This window comes from Fictibacillus phosphorivorans, from assembly GCF_001629705.1.
In the GTDB taxonomy this organism is placed as follows: domain Bacteria; phylum Bacillota; class Bacilli; order Bacillales; family Fictibacillaceae; genus Fictibacillus; species Fictibacillus phosphorivorans_A.
On record NZ_CP015378.1, the window covers coordinates 3254732 to 3273202 of the forward strand.

Below are 18471 nucleotides of genomic sequence, written 5' to 3' on the forward strand. Positions count from 1 at the left end.
TTATAACAAATGAAATGTATGTTCAAGGGAACGAGCTGTTTACTTTTCCATTGTTGTCATAATATCTGTTCATCAATCTCAATATTTGAAAAAAGGCTGACTCATGAGGCGGTAGACCACCCGATGAATCAGCCTTTTGTAATTTTAACTTTCATATGTTACGGCGTGTGGTTTCTGTTCGCACCTGCCGCTATTTCTAACCCTTTTTTGTATTCCTTATCTCGGACCTTCTCAACGTCTAACCGTTTTTCCAAATCCCTCTCATACTCTGCAAAACCACAGCCATGTGACTGGTGCATTGCTTTTTCCATCTCGGACGTATGTTTTACTTTAATGGGGTGGATAGTGAATCAATCCTTTCAAAGTTAAAGTTATTTAATAATGTTAGCGTATCAGCAACACAAATTTTGCTCAATCCGTTATCGTAGTGAAATCACCCTGCATACACGTGCATGATGATTCCTAATTAAAACAGATGTGACTTTCTGTGTTATCCTGCTAAATGCGCTACATTACTTCCATTACCTTTTAGGATGATTTCAAAACATGAAAAGTGTGGAAATAAACTTTGAATTAATGACGTGGTTTGTTAAGTTCTTTTATGCACTCTTGAACGAGGGTCACTCCTTGGCTCATAGCCGCTCCTCCACCAAAAGCAGCAGAAACGCCAACAGCTTCAAGGATTTCATTTTCTGAACACCCTTGATCTAAACAACCTTTAGTATGATAGATGATGCAATATTCATCTTGGGAATAGATGCTGATTCCTAAAGCAATTAACTGCTTATACTTCTCTGATATTTCGCCTTCTTTAAAGCAATGGCGTGTAAATTCATTATAAGCATGGGTAAGTTCAGGCATGTTCTCATTATATTTTCCTAACCCTTCTTTATAACGGATCAGGTGATATTGTGTTGAATTTGATCCCGGTAGTGGTTGCTCTTCTTGTTTCATTTCATTCACTCCTGTCAAAATAGTAAACAGGTTTAGTATGGGTCATTCATAAGCCGGTTATGTAATAAACATTCGTAAGTTTTTTGTCGAAAGGCCTTTAATTGATTTTGAAGAACCATAAAAAATTTTGTTGGCCTATAAATTAAGTTCAAGGGTCTATAAATGGAATCGCAGGATCTATAAGTTAGTTTGAAGGACTATAAAGTGTTGTTGATCATTTTTTACTCAAAAAAGAACTGACTTTAACATCAAAGTCAGTTCTCAATAAATAATTATTTCGTTACTGGCACTACTGCGCCTTCATATTTCTTTTTAATGAAATCTTGTATCTCTTTAGAACGTAGTACTTCAACTAAAGCTTTAACAGACTTCTTATCTTTATCTCCTTCACGAACGGCGATGATGTTTACGAACGGAGAATCAGATCCTTCTATTGCAATCGCGTCTTTTTGTGGATCCAATCCTGCATCGATTGCATAGTTGGTGTTGATCATAACGGCATCACCTTCACCGTTCTTGTATGCTTTAGGCAGCATTCCTGCATCAACATCAGCTTTGAACTTTAACTTCTTAGGATTTTCTACAACATCTTTAATCTGTGCGTCTGCTCCAGCGCCTTCTTTAACTTTGATCAAGCCCTCTTTTTCAAGTAAACCAAGCATGCGGCCATGATCAGCTACTGAGTTAGACATGATGATTGTAGCGCCTTCTGGTAGTTCATCAAGTGATTTGTATTTTTTTGAATAGATTCCGATCGGCTCAAGGTGGATGCCACCCGCATTCTCGAATTTGTATCCATGATCTTTCATTTGAGCTTCTAAATAAGGAACGTGCTGAAAGTAGTTCGCACCGATTTCTTTTTCAGCTAAAGACTTGTTCGGCAATACATAATCTTGGAACGTTTTGATCTCAAGTTCGATCCCTTTTTCTTTCAAAAGAGGTTTTGCTTCTTCAAGGATTTCAGCATGTGGTACGTTCGATGCACCAACTACGATCTTCTCGTCGCTGATTCCCCCTTCTGTTTTGTTCCCACAAGCAGCGAGTGCCGCAACAAGAACGGTTAATACAAGAACAGATAATATTTTTTTCATATGAACATCCTCCTAGTTGTCATAAACAATTATCTCTTATCTAAAGCAGTCGTAATTCGATCTCCAATCCACTGGATAACGAAGACGATGACCAAGATCAGTGCTGTTGAAATTAACGTAACATCAGCGTTATCTCTTTGGTAACCTTCCATATAAGCCAAGTTTCCTAAGCCACCAGCACCAACTACTCCAGCCATTGCCGTATAACTTACAAGTGCGATGGCAGTAACAGTGATTCCTGAAACAAGAGCCGGCGTGCTTTCTGGAATAAGAACTTTAAAGATGATCTGAGCATTTGTAGCACCCATCGATTTGGCTGCTTCGATAACCCCTTTATTAATCTCTCTCAAAGCGATCTCAACCATACGTGCATAAAATGGTGCAGCACCTACGATTAGAGCTGGAAGTGCAGCTTCAGCGCCTAACATCGTTCCTACGATCAAACGTGTAAAAGGAATCAATAAGATGATTAAAATGATAAATGGAATAGACCGAAAGACGTTAACGATTATGGCAATGACGCTATTTAAAAACTTATTTCCCCACAAGTTTCCTGGAGAAGTTAAGAATAACGCTAATCCGAGGGCAAGCCCTAGGAAGAATGTAATGACCACTGAGATCGCAGACATATATAACGTTTCTTTTGTCGCTTCTAATAGAACGTCCCATTGGACATTTGGGAACCATGTACTAAGCATTATGAATCACCTCTACTTCAACCTGCACACTGTTTAAAAACTCCATAGCACGAGCTAATGCAGGTTCTGTACCTTTTATCTGAATAAACAACGTCCCATAAGGTCCGTTCTGAGTTTGTGTAATCTTCCCTTGGAGAATATTAACGTCTACTTCATACTTACGAATCAGTTCTGTAATTAAAGGCTGTCCCGCTCGTCCACCGATGAAAGTCAGTTGAACGATTCGACCTTCAGGAAATTCAGAAATGAACTGCTTGATCGTATCTACCGTTTCTTCAGGTTCTGTTACTTGTTTCACAAAATCCTTCGTAATAGGTTCTGTCGGGTTTTTAAAGACGTTTAAGACATCGCCTTCTTCTACCACTCTCCCCTGCTCCATTACAGCAACACGGTGGCAGATCTTTCTGATCACGTGCATCTCATGTGTGATAAGAACAATTGTCAAATCTAACTTTTGATTGATCTCAACAAGTAGATCCAGGATACTGTCGGTTGTTTTAGGATCAAGTGCTGAAGTGGCTTCATCACATAAAAGAACTTTCGGCTCATTAGCAAGTGCACGCGCAATACCTACACGCTGCTTTTGCCCTCCACTTAGTTGTGAAGGATAAGAACCACCACGACCTTCTAATCCAACAAGATCGATCAACTCATCAACGCGCTGTTTGATCTTAGCTTTTGGATAACCTGCAATTTCAAGAGGAAAAGCAATGTTTTCTCTTACTGTGCGTGACCATAACAAGTTAAAGTGCTGAAAGATCATAGAGATTTCTTGTCTAGCTTCTCTTAGCTTTTTTGGTGACAACTCAGACATGTTTTTGCCACCGATTGTAACTGTACCGCTAGTCGGACGCTCTAGCATGTTAAGGATTCGGATAAGTGTACTCTTACCAGCACCACTGTAACCGATGATCCCGTATATTTCTCCTTGCTTTATGTTTAAATCTACCGTATCAACTGCCTTTACTTCACCATCTTTGGTCTGAAAGACTTTACGGACTGACTGTAAATTAATCAAGATTCTTACCTCATTTCTTATCTAAAATATTGCTATCTTTAGCATACAATCTTGCTTTTGAAGGTGGTTGATCTCCATTTCAGGATGCTCGCTTTCCGCGGGGCAGGCGGTGAGCCCCTTGCCGCTCTGCGCCTTTAAGGGTCTCACCTGACCGCTCGTCCCGCAGGAGTCTCGCACCTTCCACTCCAATCAACTACTCAATGATGTCTTAACTAAACATCAACTTATAATCAATTTAGGATAAACAATAAAAAATGCCTCTCTGCTTCAATATGAGCAGAAAGGCATATTATATTCTATGCACGTTCTCCTCATCTCCCAAGACTACTTAAAGTCTTGCAGGAATTGGCACCTTTCTAGTTCATCATTCATAAGAATGCAATGATCTAGCGGTTGCCGGGTTTCATAGGGCCAGTCCCTCCACCTCTCGTGATAAGTAAAAAAGTGTTACTTTATTAAGTTAAAGCGATGCATTTTTGAATCACTGTGAAGAATATTATCATCCTTGTCGATTCGTGTCAAATATTTTTAGCAGTTCTAACTAATACACCAGCAGAGATCTCTTCCCAATGGGAACTTAAGTAAAAAATCGCTTCCCATTTTAAGCGTTGTCTCAGTGTACCTTGGAACTCAATCATCTCTTGCCTCAATAATGTGCTAAGCTTCATTTTCCCTTCAAGCAACATCGATAGATACTTCGGATTTCCTGTAAAGGTGACGGTTCTGTTGCGCTCTCCTTCTTTGTATTCAATTTTCAGTATGGTGTCATCCTTACATTTAAAACTTGGCTTTACCGGAATATTATAAAGAGAAAGATATGGACTTTTTGCGATTTGACTTTCAAAGTAGCGAATATCCAACATTAAAAATCCCCCCGAATTGGTTGTTACTTCACCGATTCTAGAGGAATATTCATATACCTTTATAAACCCTTCGACAGCCAGAAGGAATCGTAATTGGTTTTACGACACGTTATCTCATAATTAGTGTTTATGTTTCTTTTCTTGCTTTTCATGTTCATTCTTAGGATGTCTTTGATCATCTTTAACATGTCTATGGTTGTCCCATTGATGTCTTTGATCATCTTTTTTAATTTCATTTCTGTTATTTTGCTTGTTGTGATTCTTATCTTGCTGTTTATTTTCTTTTCTATGATCTTTTGGTTGTTTAAAGTTCTTATCGTTTTTTTGTGACTTCCCCGGATCCTTCATCATTTTAGGTTCTACTTTTTTCTCTTTTTGTTGCTTATGTTCATTTTTGTTATTAGGCTTGATGTTATTGTTGCGTTCTTGATTTTTTTGAGGTTTAACAAGATTTTGTTGGGACTCTTTAACCGAACGTTGTTTAGTTTCTTTTTTCATACGCTCTTCAGAAGACTTTTCTTTGACTTCATGTGGTGCAGCCTTAATTTTGCGTGGATGTGGAACAGATTTAATATCTTTAGAAGAAGTGGCATTTACCTTAAGTTCTTGAAACTTCACTTCTTTAATCTTTTCTTCTTTAAGTTGTTTGTCGTTCTTCGTTGCTTCTTGAAAAGCTGTATATTTACCAGAAGAAACGCCTAGTTGTTTTGCTTTTTTTCGAACTACATGATTCGTTTCAGAAACAGTAATGGCTACAGGATACTGAACGACGGCCTTTTTTACAATAGCGTTCAGCGCCTGATCTAATTCTTTCTTAGTTTTCTTATCACTCGATTTATCAGAAACTGTAGTGATCAACATGGATTGATTTTCTTCCATATAACCTTCTGTTTGATAAGCTTTAATGAGTTGATCCGCAAAAACTTCAAACGGTAAACGATCGTCCGTAGAAAAATTATATTTCTTAACGATCTGTCTAGCTTCATCGTTAAAAGCATCCATTTCAACCACTCTCATTTCGTCGTCAACACCAACCTCAAGGCTTGGGTTGATATCGAAGCTAACATATGCAGCCGCAGCTGAATGACTGCCATTCGGCATAATACCTGAAAGAAAAAGAAAAGCGATTAAAGCTGCGACTGTAAACGAAATAGAAGGCAGCACAAAAAGACTTCTCTTTTTGTTTGAAAAATAAGAAGCCTGATACTCATTACCTACAAGAGGTCTTTTACCTGCTGGTACTCTTACTGTCACGAAGGTTCCGTCCTTCATAAGAAGAGTTGCTTTTTTATTCTGAACTTCAATAACGATGCCGCTGCCGTTCTTCAATGATATCCCTCCCGCATGTAGCAGGATCAGTATAATTTACCGGCAAGAGAACATCATTCCCTTGCCGATAATCTTATTTACCTCACCTTATGGCTGAATGTATGATTTCAGCGCTTGAAAATCGCCTAAATATATAAGTGAAACTGCTATTATATACTTTCGATTTCTCTCTATGGTTTTACGACTACAGGATACCATATTTAATAAATCTTTTATTGGTAATTGCTTTTTTTCTTTTAAGAACGCGGCAAGTTCTTCGTTCTCAGCTAAAAGACGTGCGATTTCTTTTGCATTTTCACGTGCATCCACATGTTTCGGACAATGTTTGCTGAGTACTTTAAAGTTCAGCCCGAACGTTTTTAAAAGCTTTTGGTACTCTTCGATCTCATAAACGCGATTCTCTACTTGAATCTGGTCTTCGAAATGATCCATCGCAGCTTTTTGTTCGGCATAACTTTCTTCTAAACGGCCTTCTTCATCTTCTTCATCAGGTTGTAAAAAGATCAGTCGGTTCTGACGGACTTCTTTACGGATATAATCAATAACTCTGCGTCGAATAACCATATCAGCGAAAGACAAGAAACGGCTTCCTTGACCTTCTTGGTATTGGTCTATCGCTTCGTTGAAGGCAAAAAGACCTACACTAAACTCGTCCATCGTACGATCTATATATTGACTGCAAACTTTCGATGTTACTTTTTTAATGAATGGTTGGTAATCACCAATAAGTTCATTTCTAAGTTTCTCATCGTCTCTCGCTTGGATCGTTAGAACTTTATCTTCTATGCTCGTTAATTTATTGCTCGATAATTTATTTTTCCCCATCGGGAATACTGCATTTAAATTTAAAGATGCCATGATTATCAATCACCTCAGTTAAAAAATTGCTTTGCCTTTTGTTTCGTTTATTAGTGAATCGTATATTTTTATTTTAAAAATAAAATCATTCTTATTTACCACAATAAGCTAGGGAGCAAACATGCAAACAAGCTCTCCTATTCATTTATACCATGACTTTTGACATTTGTAGGATACAGTTCTATAACAATATTACAACGTCCGTAACATTTGTGACGTTATCGTTAAAGTACTGAATTGGCAAAACAAACTGATAATTACTCCATAACCCTTTAAAACCCCACTATTAACGTTATTAGCGTTATTTTAAAATAAAAAAACACATCCTTAAATATTACAAATGGACGTGTTGACGACATTAAATTCCCATATTTTTCTTAGGATTTAACCCCCGAAAAATATAGTTTTTTGTAGAATTAGGCGGTGAATTAAAAAATGTGGGGTGTATCCCACATTTTTTTCATCCTTAATATTCCTTTTCTACTAGTTTTAACATAGCTTTATAAATATTCCCCGCAGATTGTAGCGCATAAATACGATCGATCGCAATTCCTCTAGAAAGAATGAGTAAACAGGGTACGCTAGTTATCCCATATTTAGCGGCAAGCTCTGGCATCTCATTAATATTGCTAACACCTACGGCTATATTTTCGTCTTTTTGAACACGTATCGTTTCGACTGCAACTTCAAACATCTTCTTTCCCATCTTACAAGTCCCACAAAGGGGAGTCTCAAGATACAAAAAATATGGATGTTGCAGCGATTGTTCAATAACGGTTTCCCAATTTTTTCGAGTGATTTCCTTCATGGTATTACTCCATTACTTTTTCTAGTGATACATTTAGCAACACATCATCATCGCTTGATGGCTGCCCTCTTCCATCTTTGTTGTTCGTTACAACAAACATTTTGTTATCCACGATAAGAATATCACGAATGCGCCCTACATTGGAAACAATTGAGGTTATCTTTTTAGATGAAATGCTAACCTTCTTTACACTTTCCCCTCTTAGAGCTGCCACGTACAGATACCCGTCTTTATAGTCGATGCCAGAAGGTGCCCATGTATCATTACCAGAGTGGATCCAAGGTGATTCTAGGCCATCCCTTTTCTCATCCCCTCGAACGAGCGGCCATCCGTAATTTTTACCCGGCTTAATTTTATTGATCTCATCATAATTGGATGATCCATGTTCAGCAGCAAACATGGTACCTTTATTATCCCATGTCATTCCTTGTGGGTTTCTATGCCCATATGTATAGATGGGAGAAGGATAGAATGGATTATCTTTTGGAACAGAACCATCCTTATTTATTCTTAAAATTTTTCCAGCCAGACTTTTCAAACTTTGAGAGAGATCTTCTTCTCCGCTATCCCCCGTTGTGATATACAGCTTTTTATCTGGTCCCCACTCCATCCTACCTCCATTATGTGTGTATCCACCGGGAATACCGTCAAGAATGACTCTACTTTCTTTCCATTCATCATTCTCAAAGCGCATCTCAACGACTCGATTTACTAAACGACCCGATTTTTCGTACGTATAATAGCCATATGCTATTTTATTGCTGTCATAGTTTTGGTCTAAAAGAAAGCCAAGAAAACCTCCTTCCCCACCATCAGCCAATGCTTCTGAAAATTTTGGGGAATAAGAGGTCTTTTTTTGTTTCGGCCCTAATAAAACAAGCCCCCCAGTTCGTTCACTGATCCACATTTGTTTTGGGGTGCTGTTTATCTGCCAAGGAATATTTAAATTTTTGGTTACAATATCTTCAGATGAATGACTTATTTCATCTTTATTTAAAGGACTACAACCACTGATCAAGCAAAAGGCAGTTAGAAGACTGTACCAATTTTTTCTCATGGCTTATCCTAAACAATTCTTTTGAATATTAAAGTGTGCACCTACCAATACCTTTGCTAGGTACATCAGAGGTGTTTTCGCAACTTCTCTGTACATCTTATTAATATATAAATGCTCCGCATTCGGTAATTCACGTTGCAGTTGCTTTCTTAGTTTATGACCTGCATCATCAGCATCGACCAGAATATAAACATCTCGATCTTCAATGGCTAATGCCAGCTCTTCTAATTTATCCAAACCTAACGTTCCATTCGTACAAATAATTTCAACCGGTTCATCCAGGATTGCGGCTAACTTATCCTTATCTGATTTACCTTCGACAATGATTACTTTGTTTTTGATTTCATTCATTACTCATCTCTCCTATACTTTGAAGACTATAAAATGAATGCATCGCTTAGATTATATATTTGCTTTATTTTATTAAAATCCTGCAAGAGATGTTCTTTATTACTATACCCCTTTTTCCTATTTTCCTACCTATTTGTAATTGATGTATGCGTTTTGTACTAATTCTCCTCAAACGCGTTTGACATCCTGTTACTTAAGGGAATTTAGGTGTCATAAAACGAATATTGGAGGAGTCATCACATGGCAAAAACGGAACCAAAAATGAGCCGAGCTGATGCAGGCAGATTAGGTGGAGAGAAAACATCCAAATCACGCGGAAAAGAATTCTATCAGCAGATTGGAAAAAAGGGTGGTACCTCCACATCAAAAAAACATAGCACAACTTTCTTCCAGGAAATCGGGAGAAAAGGCGGCAGCTCTACCTCTAACACACACAATAAGACGTTTTATCAGGAAATCGGAAAAAAGGGTGGTACCGCTACTTCCCAAAAACAAGATAAAAGTTTTTATCAGAAGATCGGATCAAAAGGCGGAAGTGCTGAACGAAACAAACTAAATTAAATGTAAAAAGAGGATGATTGCCAAGGTAACACGTTGACATCATCCTCTGAGTGCTGAAATCAGCACCAACCTTTATCACATTCATCCACATATTTTGATGGATTCGGTAATTCTACAGGCTTTTCACGTTTATAAATCTTGTCAGCATCAAATTCAAAACCCTCAGCCATCTCGTACATATTACCTTGATTTGTAAAACGGATCTGACCAATCTCGTCCTTATCTAAGTAAAGAGACATAGATCCGCCTTTCATTTTACCAAAAACTCGTGATGTAACGTCTCGTCTATCTTGGTTCATAAAAAAATCCCTCCAAAAAAGAATAGCAGTATGTCTATTCTTTCCTGAAGAGATTGATTTCATTAATCTTCTTTGATTAATTCTTCGTATTGTTCAGCAGTCATTAACTTTTCAACCTCAGAAGCATCTGAAAGTTCTACAACAACCATCCAAGCTTTTTCATATGGAGACTCGTTAACAAGTTCAGGGCTATCATCAAGGTCTGCATTTACTTCTACAACTTTTCCAGAGACAGGCGCATATAATTCAGAAACAGTCTTAACAGATTCTACGCTTCCGAAAGGCTCGTCCGCAGTAAGTTCGTCTCCTACTTCAGGAAGTTCAACGAACACGATATCTCCTAGTTCGTCTTGAGCAAATGCTGTAATACCGATACGAACTTTATTGCCTTCTTCTGTTTTTGTCCACTCGTGCTCTTCTGAATAGCGTAATTCTTTTGGAAATTCCATGTGTAATCCCTCCAGCTTTTCTTGGTTTTATAATAACTACAATAAAAGGTTTATCATAGTCAGTAACAAAGTTATTTTTTCCAAGTGTTTTCGTACAGCTCTTCTTTAAATCCTACTGTAACTTCTTTGCCGTTTGTTGCGATCGGTCTTTTAATCAGCATGCCATCACTGGCTAAGATTTCGAGCAGCTCTTCATCTGTTGCTGTTTTCATCTTCTCTTTCATACCCAACTCACGATACTTCATGCCGCTCGTATTAAAGAATTTTTTGATCTCTAGACCACTCAGATCGATCAGTTTCTTAAGTTCATGAGCAGAAGGCGGGTTCTCCACAATATGTATAGGCTCAAAGGCTACATCATTTTCTTTTAGCCATTTTTTTGCTTTTTGGCAAGTTGAGCATTTTGGATATTCATACACTTTCAGTAGCATTATATCACCCCTTCTCATAGTACCACAAACTAGTGTTACCAATAAAACAAGAAATTCTGCACGTTGGGGAATTTGTTTGACCAGGTGTTGAAAATGAGATCCCGTTTTAGGTTGCTCCCTTTTTATGGAGCGAGGGTATAATCAGACATGGCAGTTGTCGAGAATTGTAGACTCGCGGATAAACTGCAAAAACTTTTGGATTTGGAGCTATAATTCGCGGATAAACTGCTTAAATTTGTGGATTGAAGGTGTTTATTTATGGATTAATTTTCGGAACACAGCTACATACCCCTTTAGGTATCACCCTAAATCTGTTTTCGCACCTGAAACTGCACTTTTTGTGAGCATTTTTTCGATGTCTGCAATCAAAAATTGCTGTGTTAGTTTCTTTTTTCATGATTTTTACTTTCGAACCTCTTACAAACTAAACAAAAAAAGCCCTCCTACAAATTCAGGAGGGAAAGATAAGATATTTTGAAGGTTAGCGTAAATTCAGATCAATTAAACGATATAGCGTTCTTCTTCAAGAAGCTGAACAGCTAGTTCACGCTTCTTCTTAATCACGTTAATAGGTGTGTGGCGCGTTAATTTTTTTAACGCTGACAACATCATGCGGAGCATGTCGCCTTCTTCAACAGCAATGATGGACTCTTTTGCATGAGCTTCAATGCGGTTGAAAGCTTCTTGGCAATATACTTCTGTGTATAAAAGTTTTTGTTTTGCCTTTTCAGCTCCAGATCTTTCGATTGCTTTTTCTGTACGTAAAAGAACAGATTCCATGTTGTACACTTCGCTAATGATATCGGCTAAGTTTGATAATACTTCTTGCTCTTGCTCTAACTTAGGTCCAAACTTTTGAACGGTTAATCCAGCAGTCATCAAGAAAATCTTCTTTGCCATAGACACAAGATATTTTTCTTGATCCAAGCTTTCCGTACCTACTTCAACAGGCATTAACATCATGAGCTCTTGTTGAAGCTGAGTTGCTTTTTGAATAAGTGGCAATTCATTTTTCATTGCTTTTTTCACAAGCGTTCCTGGTACTAACAAACGATTGATCTCGTTCGTTCCTTCAAAGATTCGGTTGATACGAGAATCGCGGTATGCACCTTCGATCTCATATTCAGACATAAATCCATATCCACCATGGATTTGAACGCCTTCGTCTACTACATAGTCCAACACTTCTGAAGCTGACACTTTGTTCAGTGAACATTCGATCGCATACTCTGCGATTGCTTTTGCTAATTCACGACCATCTTTTTGTTTTTCTTCAGATAGAGCGCCTAGACGGTTTTCAAAAAGACCTACTGTGCGGTATACAGAACTTTCAGCTGCATACGTTTGGACAGCCATGTTCGCCAGCTTTTCTTGAATAAGGCTAAAAGAACTGATTTTACGCTTGAACTGTTGACGCTCGTTCGCGTATTTTACAGATACTTCAAAAGCGCGTTTGGCTGCTCCAACACATCCTAATGCTAACTTGTAACGACCGATGTTCAGAATGTTAAAGGCGATCAGATGTCCTTTACCTGCTTCCCATAACAGATTTTCCTTTGGTACTTCTACATCTTCTAAGATAAGAGTACGCGTTGAAGAACTCTTGATTCCCATCTTCTTTTCTTCTGGTCCTGTGGAAACGCCTTTATAATCTCTTTCAACGATGAATGCAGTGAACTGCTCACCATCGATTTTTGCATATACTACGAAAACGTCAGCGAATGCAGAGTTTGTGATCCACTGCTTCTCACCGTTTAATACATAATGAGTGCCTTCAGCGTTAAGCTTTGCTGTCGTTCTTGCGCCAAGTGCGTCAGACCCAGAACCTGGCTCAGTTAATGCGTAAGCAGCGATCTTTTCACCTGTTGCGAGTTCAGGTAAGTATTTTTTCTTTTGTTCTTCGTTTCCAAAAAGAACGATAGGAAGTGAGCCGATTCCTACGTGAGCTCCGTAACTGATCGAGAAACCACGTCCGCGTGCAAACTTTTCCGTGATGAGTGAAGAAGAAATCTTATCTAGACCTAAGCCGCCATACTCTTCAGGTACATCTGCTCCTAGTAGTCCCAGTTCTCCTGCTTTCGTTAATAGCTTTCTGGATACGGTAAAATCGTGATCTTCCATCTTTTCAAGTTGAGGTACAACTTCTTTCACAACAAAATCTTCCGTTGTTTTTGCGATCATTAAGTGTTCTTCTGAAAAATCCTCAGGTGTATAAATTTCTGCTGCTGAAATGTCTTCTATTAAAAAGCTTCCACCAATGATTTGTTTTTCTGCTGTATTCGACATGTTTTCTCCTCCTCGTTATCCTACTAGTTCAAATACGCCTGCTGCTCCCATTCCACCACCGATACACATCGTTACAACTCCGAACTGTTCATTACGACGCTTCATCTCGTGTAAGAGAGTTAATGTTAACTTTGTTCCTGAACATCCTAGCGGGTGGCCTAGTGCAATCGCACCGCCATTTACGTTTACCTTATCTTCTGGAAGGTTCAGTTCACGAATGACTTGAACACTTTGGGAAGCAAAGGCCTCATTCAATTCGAACAAGCCGATGTCCGAAATTTCTAATCCTGCCATTTTCAATGCTTTTGGAATGGCCGCTACAGGACCAACTCCCATGATATCTGGAGCTACTCCAGCCACTGCAAAAGAACGGAATTTCAACAATGGTGTTAAACCTTCTGCTTCTGCTTTTTCTCTGTTCATAACAAGAACCGTAGCAGCGCCATCACTCGTTTGTGAAGAATTCCCTGCTGTTACAGAACCAGTCGGTGTGAATGCTGGACGCAGTTTACCTAGTACGTCAATGGTTGTTCCAGGGCGAACTCCTTCATCGATGGATACAGCAATCTCTTTTTCCACTAGCTTCGACTGTTCATCTAACCAGCGTTTCATCACATGTACAGGAACGATCTCGTCGTTAAACTTGCCTTCTTTGATCGCTGCTGCTGCTTTTTGGTGGCTTCTTACGGCAAATTCATCTTGATCTTGTCTTGAGATGCCGAAGCGTCTCGCTACTTCTTCTGCTGTATGACCCATACCCATGTAATATTGCGGCACCGTTTCAACTAAGTAGGGGTTAGGCTTTACAACATGACCTACTACCGGGACAAGACTCATAGATTCAGCTCCACCTGCAAGAATGGCTTCTGCTGCACCGAGCATGATTTTTTCTGCACCATACGCAATACTTTGCAACCCTGATGAACAAAAACGGTTGATCGTAATTGCTGGTACAGTTTCAGGCAATCCAGCTCTAGCACCGATCAGACGAGCCATGTTCATCCCTTGTTCTGCTTCAGGAACGGCACATCCGATAATCAGATCATCGATTTCTCCGTTATAATCACCTGCACGCTTCAACGTTTCTTTAATGGTTACCGCTGCTAGTTCGTCTGGTCTCATATGTGCAAAAGAACCTTTTTTCGCTTTACCAACCGCTGTTCTAGCACCTGCTACTATTACTGCCTCTTTTAACATTGAGTTCTTCCCCCCTTAGTTTCTTAGTGGCTTGCCTTTAACAAGCATGTGCTGCATTCTTGCCTGACTCTTCGGTTCTCCAGCTAGACTTAGAAATGCTTCTCTCTCCAAATCTAGTAAGTATTGTTCGTCTACCAATGTTCCTTCTGGCACTCTTCCTCCAGCTAAAACAAAGGCTAGTTTCTTTGCTATTTTTAGATCGTGCTCTGAAATGTATTGGCTAAAATGCATTGTCTGCGCTCCTAATGCAAGTGTTGCATATCCTGCCTCACCGACCACAGGAATCTTCTTTCTAACAGGTGGTGTATAGCCAAGGCTTTCTAACGCAAGCACTTGTGTCTTCGCATCATGCAAGAGGTGATCACCATTTACAGAGATGCTGTCTTCCTTTCGTAAGAAGCCTAGTTTACGTGCTTCTTGAGCAGAAGTTGACACTTTCGCCATCGCAATCGTTTCAAAAGCTTGGTTCGCTACTTTTTGCAGATCTCCCTTAGCGCCTTCAGGCAGTTGCTCTAATAGACGAAGATAAAGTTCTTTGTTTCCGCCTCCACCTGGAATCAAACCAACTCCTGTTTCGACAAGTCCCATATACGTTTCAGATGACATCTGAAGTCTTGCTGCAGGAAGTGACACTTCAACTCCACCGCCGAGAGTCATTCCGAAGTTAGCCGCTACTACAGGTTTTGCACTATAGCGAACTCTTGCCATCGCTTGTTGGAATTGACGAACCATCATATCGAGTTCAAAGAAATTGTCGTCCTGTGCTTCCATAAGGATAAGCATCAAATTTGCACCAACGCAGAAGTTCTTACCTTGATTACCAATTACAAGCCCTTTGTAGTTCTTTTCTACTTCGTCGATCGCCTGATGAAGCATCATAATAATTTCCGGTCCGATCGCATTATTCGGAGAATTGAACTCAAGCCCCGCAACATCATCACCAAGATCGATTAGTGTTGCTCCACCATTCTTTGTGATCACATTGCCTTTTTCTTTTAAACGGCTTAAATAAACCACTTTTTTGTTCTCTTCCACAGGAAGATAGCTTCCGTGGTGATAATAAGAGCGATCACCATCCGTTTTTGTATAGAACGAGTTCTTTTCGGAGTGTAGAAGCTCTTCTACCCAGCCAGGTATTGTCTCACCTTCAGTTTTCATTCGTTCTACTGATTGTGGTACGCCGATCGCATCCCAAATTTCAAATGGACCATGCTCCCATCCGAATCCCCATTTCATCGCTTGGTCGATCGCAACAAGGTCATCAGCGATTTCATAACACTTTTCTGCAGAATATAATAGAACCGGTTTAATGATGTCCCATAGCAGTTTACCTGCACGGTCATCACTGTATAAAAGCGCTTTCACTTTTTGGTTTGTTGTTTTCATTTGTTTTGCAGCTTCAAGTGTGGCTGTCTTCATCTTAGAACGTGGTTTATATTCCAAAGTAGCAGGATCGAGCTCCAAGATTTCACTGCCTGCTTTGCTTTTTTGTTTCAGATAGAAGCCTTGACCTGTCTTACTTCCCGTCCAGCCCTTGTCTACCATCTCGTTCAAGAAGTCAGGAATCTCAAACACTTCTTTTTCTTTCCCGTCAACTTGCTCATACACATTTTTCGCAACATGAAGGAAGGTATCTAACCCAACAACATCAAGCGTTCTAAACGTTGCAGATTTAGGACGGCCGATCAAAGGACCTGTAACCGAATCAACTTCACCGACACTATATCCTTGTTTCATCATCTCTTGCATCGTGATCATCAATCCATATGTTCCGATGCGGTTCGCGATAAAGTTAGGCGTATCTTTCGCTTCAACTACTCCTTTTCCAAGTACGTTCTCACCAAAGTTGCGCATGAATTGAACAACTTCAGGTAGTGTATCCTCTGTTGGAATAATTTCAAGAAGCTTTAAGTATCGTGGTGGATTGAAAAAATGTGTTCCTAAGAAATTGGCTCTAAAATCTTCTGAACGTCCTTCAGCCATGGCTGAAATCGAGATTCCAGAAGTGTTAGACGTTACAATACTTCCTGGTTTTCTATATTGATCGACTTGTTCAAAAAGCTTTTGTTTCACATCTAGGCGTTCAACAACTACCTCAATGATCCAGTCTACATCTTTTAATTTTTCAAGATCATCGGTAAGGTTACCAATTGAGATTAATTCGAGATTTTCTTTTACGGCTAGTGGAGCAGGTTTTTGTTTCAATAATTTTTGTGTGGCAGATAGAGTGAATTTGTTGCGGAATGCAGGATGATCTTCCGTAATCCCTTTTGCTTTTTCCTCTTCACTTAAAGAAGGCGGTACAATATCCAATAGTAATGTTGGTATTCCGACGTTTGCTAGGTGAGCGGCTATGCCTGATCCCATTACACCAGAACCCAGTACAGCAGCTTTTCGGATTTCTCGAGACAAGATGGTCTTCCTCCTTTATTGAATGAATACTCATTCATTTTTTATCCATAAAAAAATTAATTACCCTATATCCAATATAAAATATATTCTGAATTTTAGCAATAGTTGAGGTTTTTTTCTTTTGTAAACGTTTATTTCTTATCTTATGCAGGTTGTGTGCCTATGGTTTATAGAGGAAGAATGATTCTTTCTGCGTATAAAAAAGAGGAGTCTGTGTTTAAGACAGACTCCTCTTGCATACTACTTATTTTCCGAACACACCTTTTAATACGAACACAACGTTTGCTGGTCGTTCAGCAAGACGTCTCATGAAATACCCGTACCAGTCGTTTCCGTATGGTACATAAATTCGCATCTTGTAGCCTTCTTGCATCAGTTGATCTTGACGCTCTACACGAATTCCGTACAACATCTGAAACTCGAATTGATCATAAGGAATGTTGTGTTTTTCCACCAGATCTTTTGTATACTGGATGATCTCATCATCGTGTGTTGCAATCGCGGTATAGTTTCCGTTCAAAAGATGAGTTTCGATCAGTTTTTTAAAGTTATTATCTACATCGCTCTTTTCCGGATATGCGACAGTTTGCGGTTCTTTGTATGCACCTTTTACTAATCGCAGGTTCGGATGATATTCATCTAACGTTTGAACATCTTCTAATGAGCGATACAAATAAGCTTGGATAACTGTTGAGATGTTATCATATTCACTTTTAAGCATCTTGAAGATTTCAAGCGTTTTCTCACAACGAGAATAGTCTTCCATATCGATCGTGATGAAAACATTATGTTTGGTTGCTGCATCCATGATCTTTCTCATGTTGCTCAACACAAGTTCATCGCTGATATCTAGTCCCATGGAAGTCATTTTTAGAGATAGCTGTGAATCCAGCTTTTCTTTACTGATCGCTTTAATGGCATCTATACAATGCTGAGTCATTTCGGCAGCTTCGCGTTCGTTATCGACAAACTCACCAAGATGATCGATTGTTACTGGCATTCCCTTTTCATTCAAACGTTTGATAGCCGTAATGGAACTTTCAAGTGTTGCACCTGCTACAAAACGACCCGCTCCGAAACGTAGACCGTATCTTTTAGCAAGGTTAGTTAACGATTTATTTTTAGCAAGAAATAAGAAAAAATTGCGCATAAGTTGTTCCAATCCAATTACCCCCTAATACCCTTAAAATATAAAATAAGATTGGTTAATTCTCTCTATGATGTAACCGCTTTAAATATATCATTTTTTTTGCGAATATTGTCGATTTTGCAATATTAAAAATATTTTTCGTGTGAAAAAGTTTTTAAATCATGTTTACTGAGACAGTTAAACTGATTTTTACGGTACGTGTTATTATATTTCTTACACGTTCACCGGTAAATGACCTAGTTTCACCTATAATAGAGCTAGTTTCACCGCTAACACGTCTTGTTTCACCTGAAACTGTCTTCTAACCACTCGTAATCATCTTCTTATCAAAAAACTGGCAAAGCTTACAATAAAAAAAGACAGTCTATATGACTGCCTCATGTTATATCTTATTATTTCTGTTCGTTTCGGTGCTTTTCATTCAATTTTTTTATCTCATGAACAAGGTTTTTCATTGCTTCCTTAGCATCTGGATACTCTTCGTTCCAGTGCTTTACTAATGGCGGCATGCTCTTAGCGATGAACGAATAAAGAACATATGTTTTTACCATCTCTACATGCTTTGGATCTGAACTTCCTAGAAGAAGTTCAGCATATTTTTCTATCAAACCATCCAGCTGTAGTTTTAATTTATCATCCACGGTTAAATACCCCCTAGA

General features: G+C 38.9%; 20 protein-coding genes and 1 riboswitch. Of the genes, 1 reads left to right on the plus strand and 19 read right to left on the minus strand.

Annotated features, from left to right (window positions below):
- Window positions 1-158 precede the first annotated feature (158 nt).
- The 11 genes from ABE65_RS22090 to ABE65_RS16780 form a co-directional block, all read right to left on the minus strand.
- On the minus strand, window positions 159-299 hold the full coding sequence (locus ABE65_RS22090) for a YuzK family famiily protein (protein WP_194270811.1): 141 nt from the start codon (window positions 297-299) through the stop codon (window positions 159-161).
- A 274-nt stretch (window positions 300-573) separates the two neighbouring features.
- On the minus strand, window positions 574-954 hold the full coding sequence (locus ABE65_RS16735; RefSeq protein ID WP_066397348.1) for a carboxymuconolactone decarboxylase family protein: 381 nt from the start codon (window positions 952-954) through the stop codon (window positions 574-576).
- 272 nt (window positions 955-1226) lie between these two features.
- Window positions 1227-2045 (minus strand): MetQ/NlpA family ABC transporter substrate-binding protein, encoded by an 819-nt coding sequence (locus ABE65_RS16740; protein WP_066397351.1) that lies wholly within the window; start codon window positions 2043-2045, stop codon window positions 1227-1229.
- Between the two features lie 29 nt (window positions 2046-2074).
- Window positions 2075-2743 (minus strand): methionine ABC transporter permease, encoded by a 669-nt coding sequence (locus ABE65_RS16745; RefSeq protein ID WP_066397354.1) that lies wholly within the window; start codon window positions 2741-2743, stop codon window positions 2075-2077.
- Complete coding sequence (locus ABE65_RS16750; protein WP_066397358.1) at window positions 2736-3761, minus strand: methionine ABC transporter ATP-binding protein; 1026 nt, start codon at window positions 3759-3761, stop codon at window positions 2736-2738. Before ABE65_RS16750 ends, ABE65_RS16745 begins: the two co-directional genes overlap by 8 nt.
- Window positions 3762-4069: 308 nt before the next feature.
- Window positions 4070-4200, minus strand: a riboswitch (SAM riboswitch).
- Window positions 4201-4279: 79 nt separating this feature from the next.
- Window positions 4280-4624, minus strand: coding sequence for a hypothetical protein (locus ABE65_RS16755; RefSeq protein WP_066397361.1), 345 nt, complete (start codon window positions 4622-4624; stop codon window positions 4280-4282).
- A 120-nt stretch (window positions 4625-4744) separates the two neighbouring features.
- Window positions 4745-5953 (minus strand): anti-sigma-I factor RsgI family protein, encoded by a 1209-nt coding sequence (locus tag ABE65_RS16760; RefSeq protein ID WP_066397365.1) that lies wholly within the window; start codon window positions 5951-5953, stop codon window positions 4745-4747.
- Between the two features lie 87 nt (window positions 5954-6040).
- A complete protein-coding gene (sigI, locus tag ABE65_RS16765; RefSeq protein ID WP_379838946.1) occupies window positions 6041-6811 on the minus strand; it encodes an RNA polymerase sigma-I factor in 771 nt (256 codons plus the stop codon).
- A 466-nt stretch (window positions 6812-7277) separates the two neighbouring features.
- Complete coding sequence (locus tag ABE65_RS16770; protein ID WP_066397367.1) at window positions 7278-7619, minus strand: thioredoxin family protein; 342 nt, start codon at window positions 7617-7619, stop codon at window positions 7278-7280.
- Window positions 7620-7623: 4 nt separating this feature from the next.
- Complete coding sequence (locus tag ABE65_RS16775; protein WP_066397369.1) at window positions 7624-8676, minus strand: PQQ-dependent sugar dehydrogenase; 1053 nt, start codon at window positions 8674-8676, stop codon at window positions 7624-7626.
- A 3-nt stretch (window positions 8677-8679) separates the two neighbouring features.
- Window positions 8680-9027, minus strand: a complete 348-nt coding sequence (locus ABE65_RS16780; protein ID WP_066397377.1) for a toprim domain-containing protein — start codon at window positions 9025-9027, stop codon at window positions 8680-8682.
- A gap of 240 nt (window positions 9028-9267) precedes the next feature.
- Between ABE65_RS16780 and ABE65_RS16785 the strand changes: the two genes are divergently transcribed.
- Window positions 9268-9588, plus strand: a complete 321-nt coding sequence (locus ABE65_RS16785; protein WP_066397380.1) for a general stress protein — start codon at window positions 9268-9270, stop codon at window positions 9586-9588.
- A gap of 59 nt (window positions 9589-9647) precedes the next feature.
- Here the strand turns inward: ABE65_RS16785 and ABE65_RS16790 are convergent, their stop codons facing one another.
- The 8 genes from ABE65_RS16790 to ABE65_RS16825 form a co-directional block, all read right to left on the minus strand.
- On the minus strand, window positions 9648-9887 hold the full coding sequence (locus tag ABE65_RS16790; RefSeq protein WP_066397384.1) for a YusG family protein: 240 nt from the start codon (window positions 9885-9887) through the stop codon (window positions 9648-9650).
- A 62-nt stretch (window positions 9888-9949) separates the two neighbouring features.
- Entirely contained in the window at window positions 9950-10336 is a 387-nt protein-coding gene (gene gcvH, locus ABE65_RS16795) for a glycine cleavage system protein GcvH (protein WP_066397386.1), read from the minus strand.
- A gap of 71 nt (window positions 10337-10407) precedes the next feature.
- A complete protein-coding gene (locus tag ABE65_RS16800; protein WP_066397388.1) occupies window positions 10408-10767 on the minus strand; it encodes an arsenate reductase family protein in 360 nt (119 codons plus the stop codon).
- Between the two features lie 501 nt (window positions 10768-11268).
- Entirely contained in the window at window positions 11269-13053 is a 1785-nt protein-coding gene (locus ABE65_RS16805) for an acyl-CoA dehydrogenase family protein (RefSeq protein WP_066397390.1), read from the minus strand.
- A 15-nt stretch (window positions 13054-13068) separates the two neighbouring features.
- Window positions 13069-14250 carry an acetyl-CoA C-acetyltransferase gene (locus ABE65_RS16810; protein WP_066397392.1) on the minus strand — a complete coding sequence of 394 codons (1182 nt, stop codon included), beginning with the start codon at window positions 14248-14250 and terminating at the stop codon, window positions 13069-13071.
- A gap of 15 nt (window positions 14251-14265) precedes the next feature.
- The gene (locus ABE65_RS16815) at window positions 14266-16662 is read right to left on the minus strand and encodes a 3-hydroxyacyl-CoA dehydrogenase/enoyl-CoA hydratase family protein (RefSeq protein WP_066397394.1); all 2397 of its coding nucleotides are present in this window, start codon (window positions 16660-16662) and stop codon (window positions 14266-14268) included.
- A 244-nt stretch (window positions 16663-16906) separates the two neighbouring features.
- Window positions 16907-17824 (minus strand): proline dehydrogenase family protein, encoded by a 918-nt coding sequence (locus ABE65_RS16820; protein ID WP_066397396.1) that lies wholly within the window; start codon window positions 17822-17824, stop codon window positions 16907-16909.
- A gap of 380 nt (window positions 17825-18204) precedes the next feature.
- Window positions 18205-18453, minus strand: coding sequence for a DUF2573 family protein (locus ABE65_RS16825; protein WP_066397399.1), 249 nt, complete (start codon window positions 18451-18453; stop codon window positions 18205-18207).
- Between the last annotated feature and the right edge of the window lie 18 nt (window positions 18454-18471).

What these genes read in the sequence shown, in the direction of transcription:
- ABE65_RS22090 (WP_194270811.1), bottom strand. Translation starts at nt 299, where the DNA reads ATGCACCAGTCACATGGCTGTGGTTTTGCAGAGTATGAGAGGGATTTG.
- ABE65_RS16735 (WP_066397348.1), bottom strand. Translation starts at nt 954, where the DNA reads ATGAAACAAGAAGAGCAACCACTACCGGGATCAAATTCAACACAATAT.
- ABE65_RS16740 (WP_066397351.1), bottom strand. Translation starts at nt 2,045, where the DNA reads ATGAAAAAAATATTATCTGTTCTTGTATTAACCGTTCTTGTTGCGGCA.
- ABE65_RS16745 (WP_066397354.1), bottom strand. Translation starts at nt 2,743, where the DNA reads ATGCTTAGTACATGGTTCCCAAATGTCCAATGGGACGTTCTATTAGAA.
- ABE65_RS16755 (WP_066397361.1), bottom strand. Translation starts at nt 4,624, where the DNA reads ATGTTGGATATTCGCTACTTTGAAAGTCAAATCGCAAAAAGTCCATAT.
- sigI (WP_379838946.1), bottom strand. Translation starts at nt 6,811, where the DNA reads ATGGCATCTTTAAATTTAAATGCAGTATTCCCGATGGGGAAAAATAAA.
- ABE65_RS16770 (WP_066397367.1), bottom strand. Translation starts at nt 7,619, where the DNA reads ATGAAGGAAATCACTCGAAAAAATTGGGAAACCGTTATTGAACAATCG.
- ABE65_RS16775 (WP_066397369.1), bottom strand. Translation starts at nt 8,676, where the DNA reads ATGAGAAAAAATTGGTACAGTCTTCTAACTGCCTTTTGCTTGATCAGT.
- ABE65_RS16780 (WP_066397377.1), bottom strand. Translation starts at nt 9,027, where the DNA reads ATGAATGAAATCAAAAACAAAGTAATCATTGTCGAAGGTAAATCAGAT.
- ABE65_RS16785 (WP_066397380.1), top strand. Translation starts at nt 9,268, where the DNA reads ATGGCAAAAACGGAACCAAAAATGAGCCGAGCTGATGCAGGCAGATTA.
- ABE65_RS16790 (WP_066397384.1), bottom strand. Translation starts at nt 9,887, where the DNA reads ATGAACCAAGATAGACGAGACGTTACATCACGAGTTTTTGGTAAAATG.
- gcvH (WP_066397386.1), bottom strand. Translation starts at nt 10,336, where the DNA reads ATGGAATTTCCAAAAGAATTACGCTATTCAGAAGAGCACGAGTGGACA.
- ABE65_RS16800 (WP_066397388.1), bottom strand. Translation starts at nt 10,767, where the DNA reads ATGCTACTGAAAGTGTATGAATATCCAAAATGCTCAACTTGCCAAAAA.
- ABE65_RS16805 (WP_066397390.1), bottom strand. Translation starts at nt 13,053, where the DNA reads ATGTCGAATACAGCAGAAAAACAAATCATTGGTGGAAGCTTTTTAATA.
- ABE65_RS16810 (WP_066397392.1), bottom strand. Translation starts at nt 14,250, where the DNA reads ATGTTAAAAGAGGCAGTAATAGTAGCAGGTGCTAGAACAGCGGTTGGT.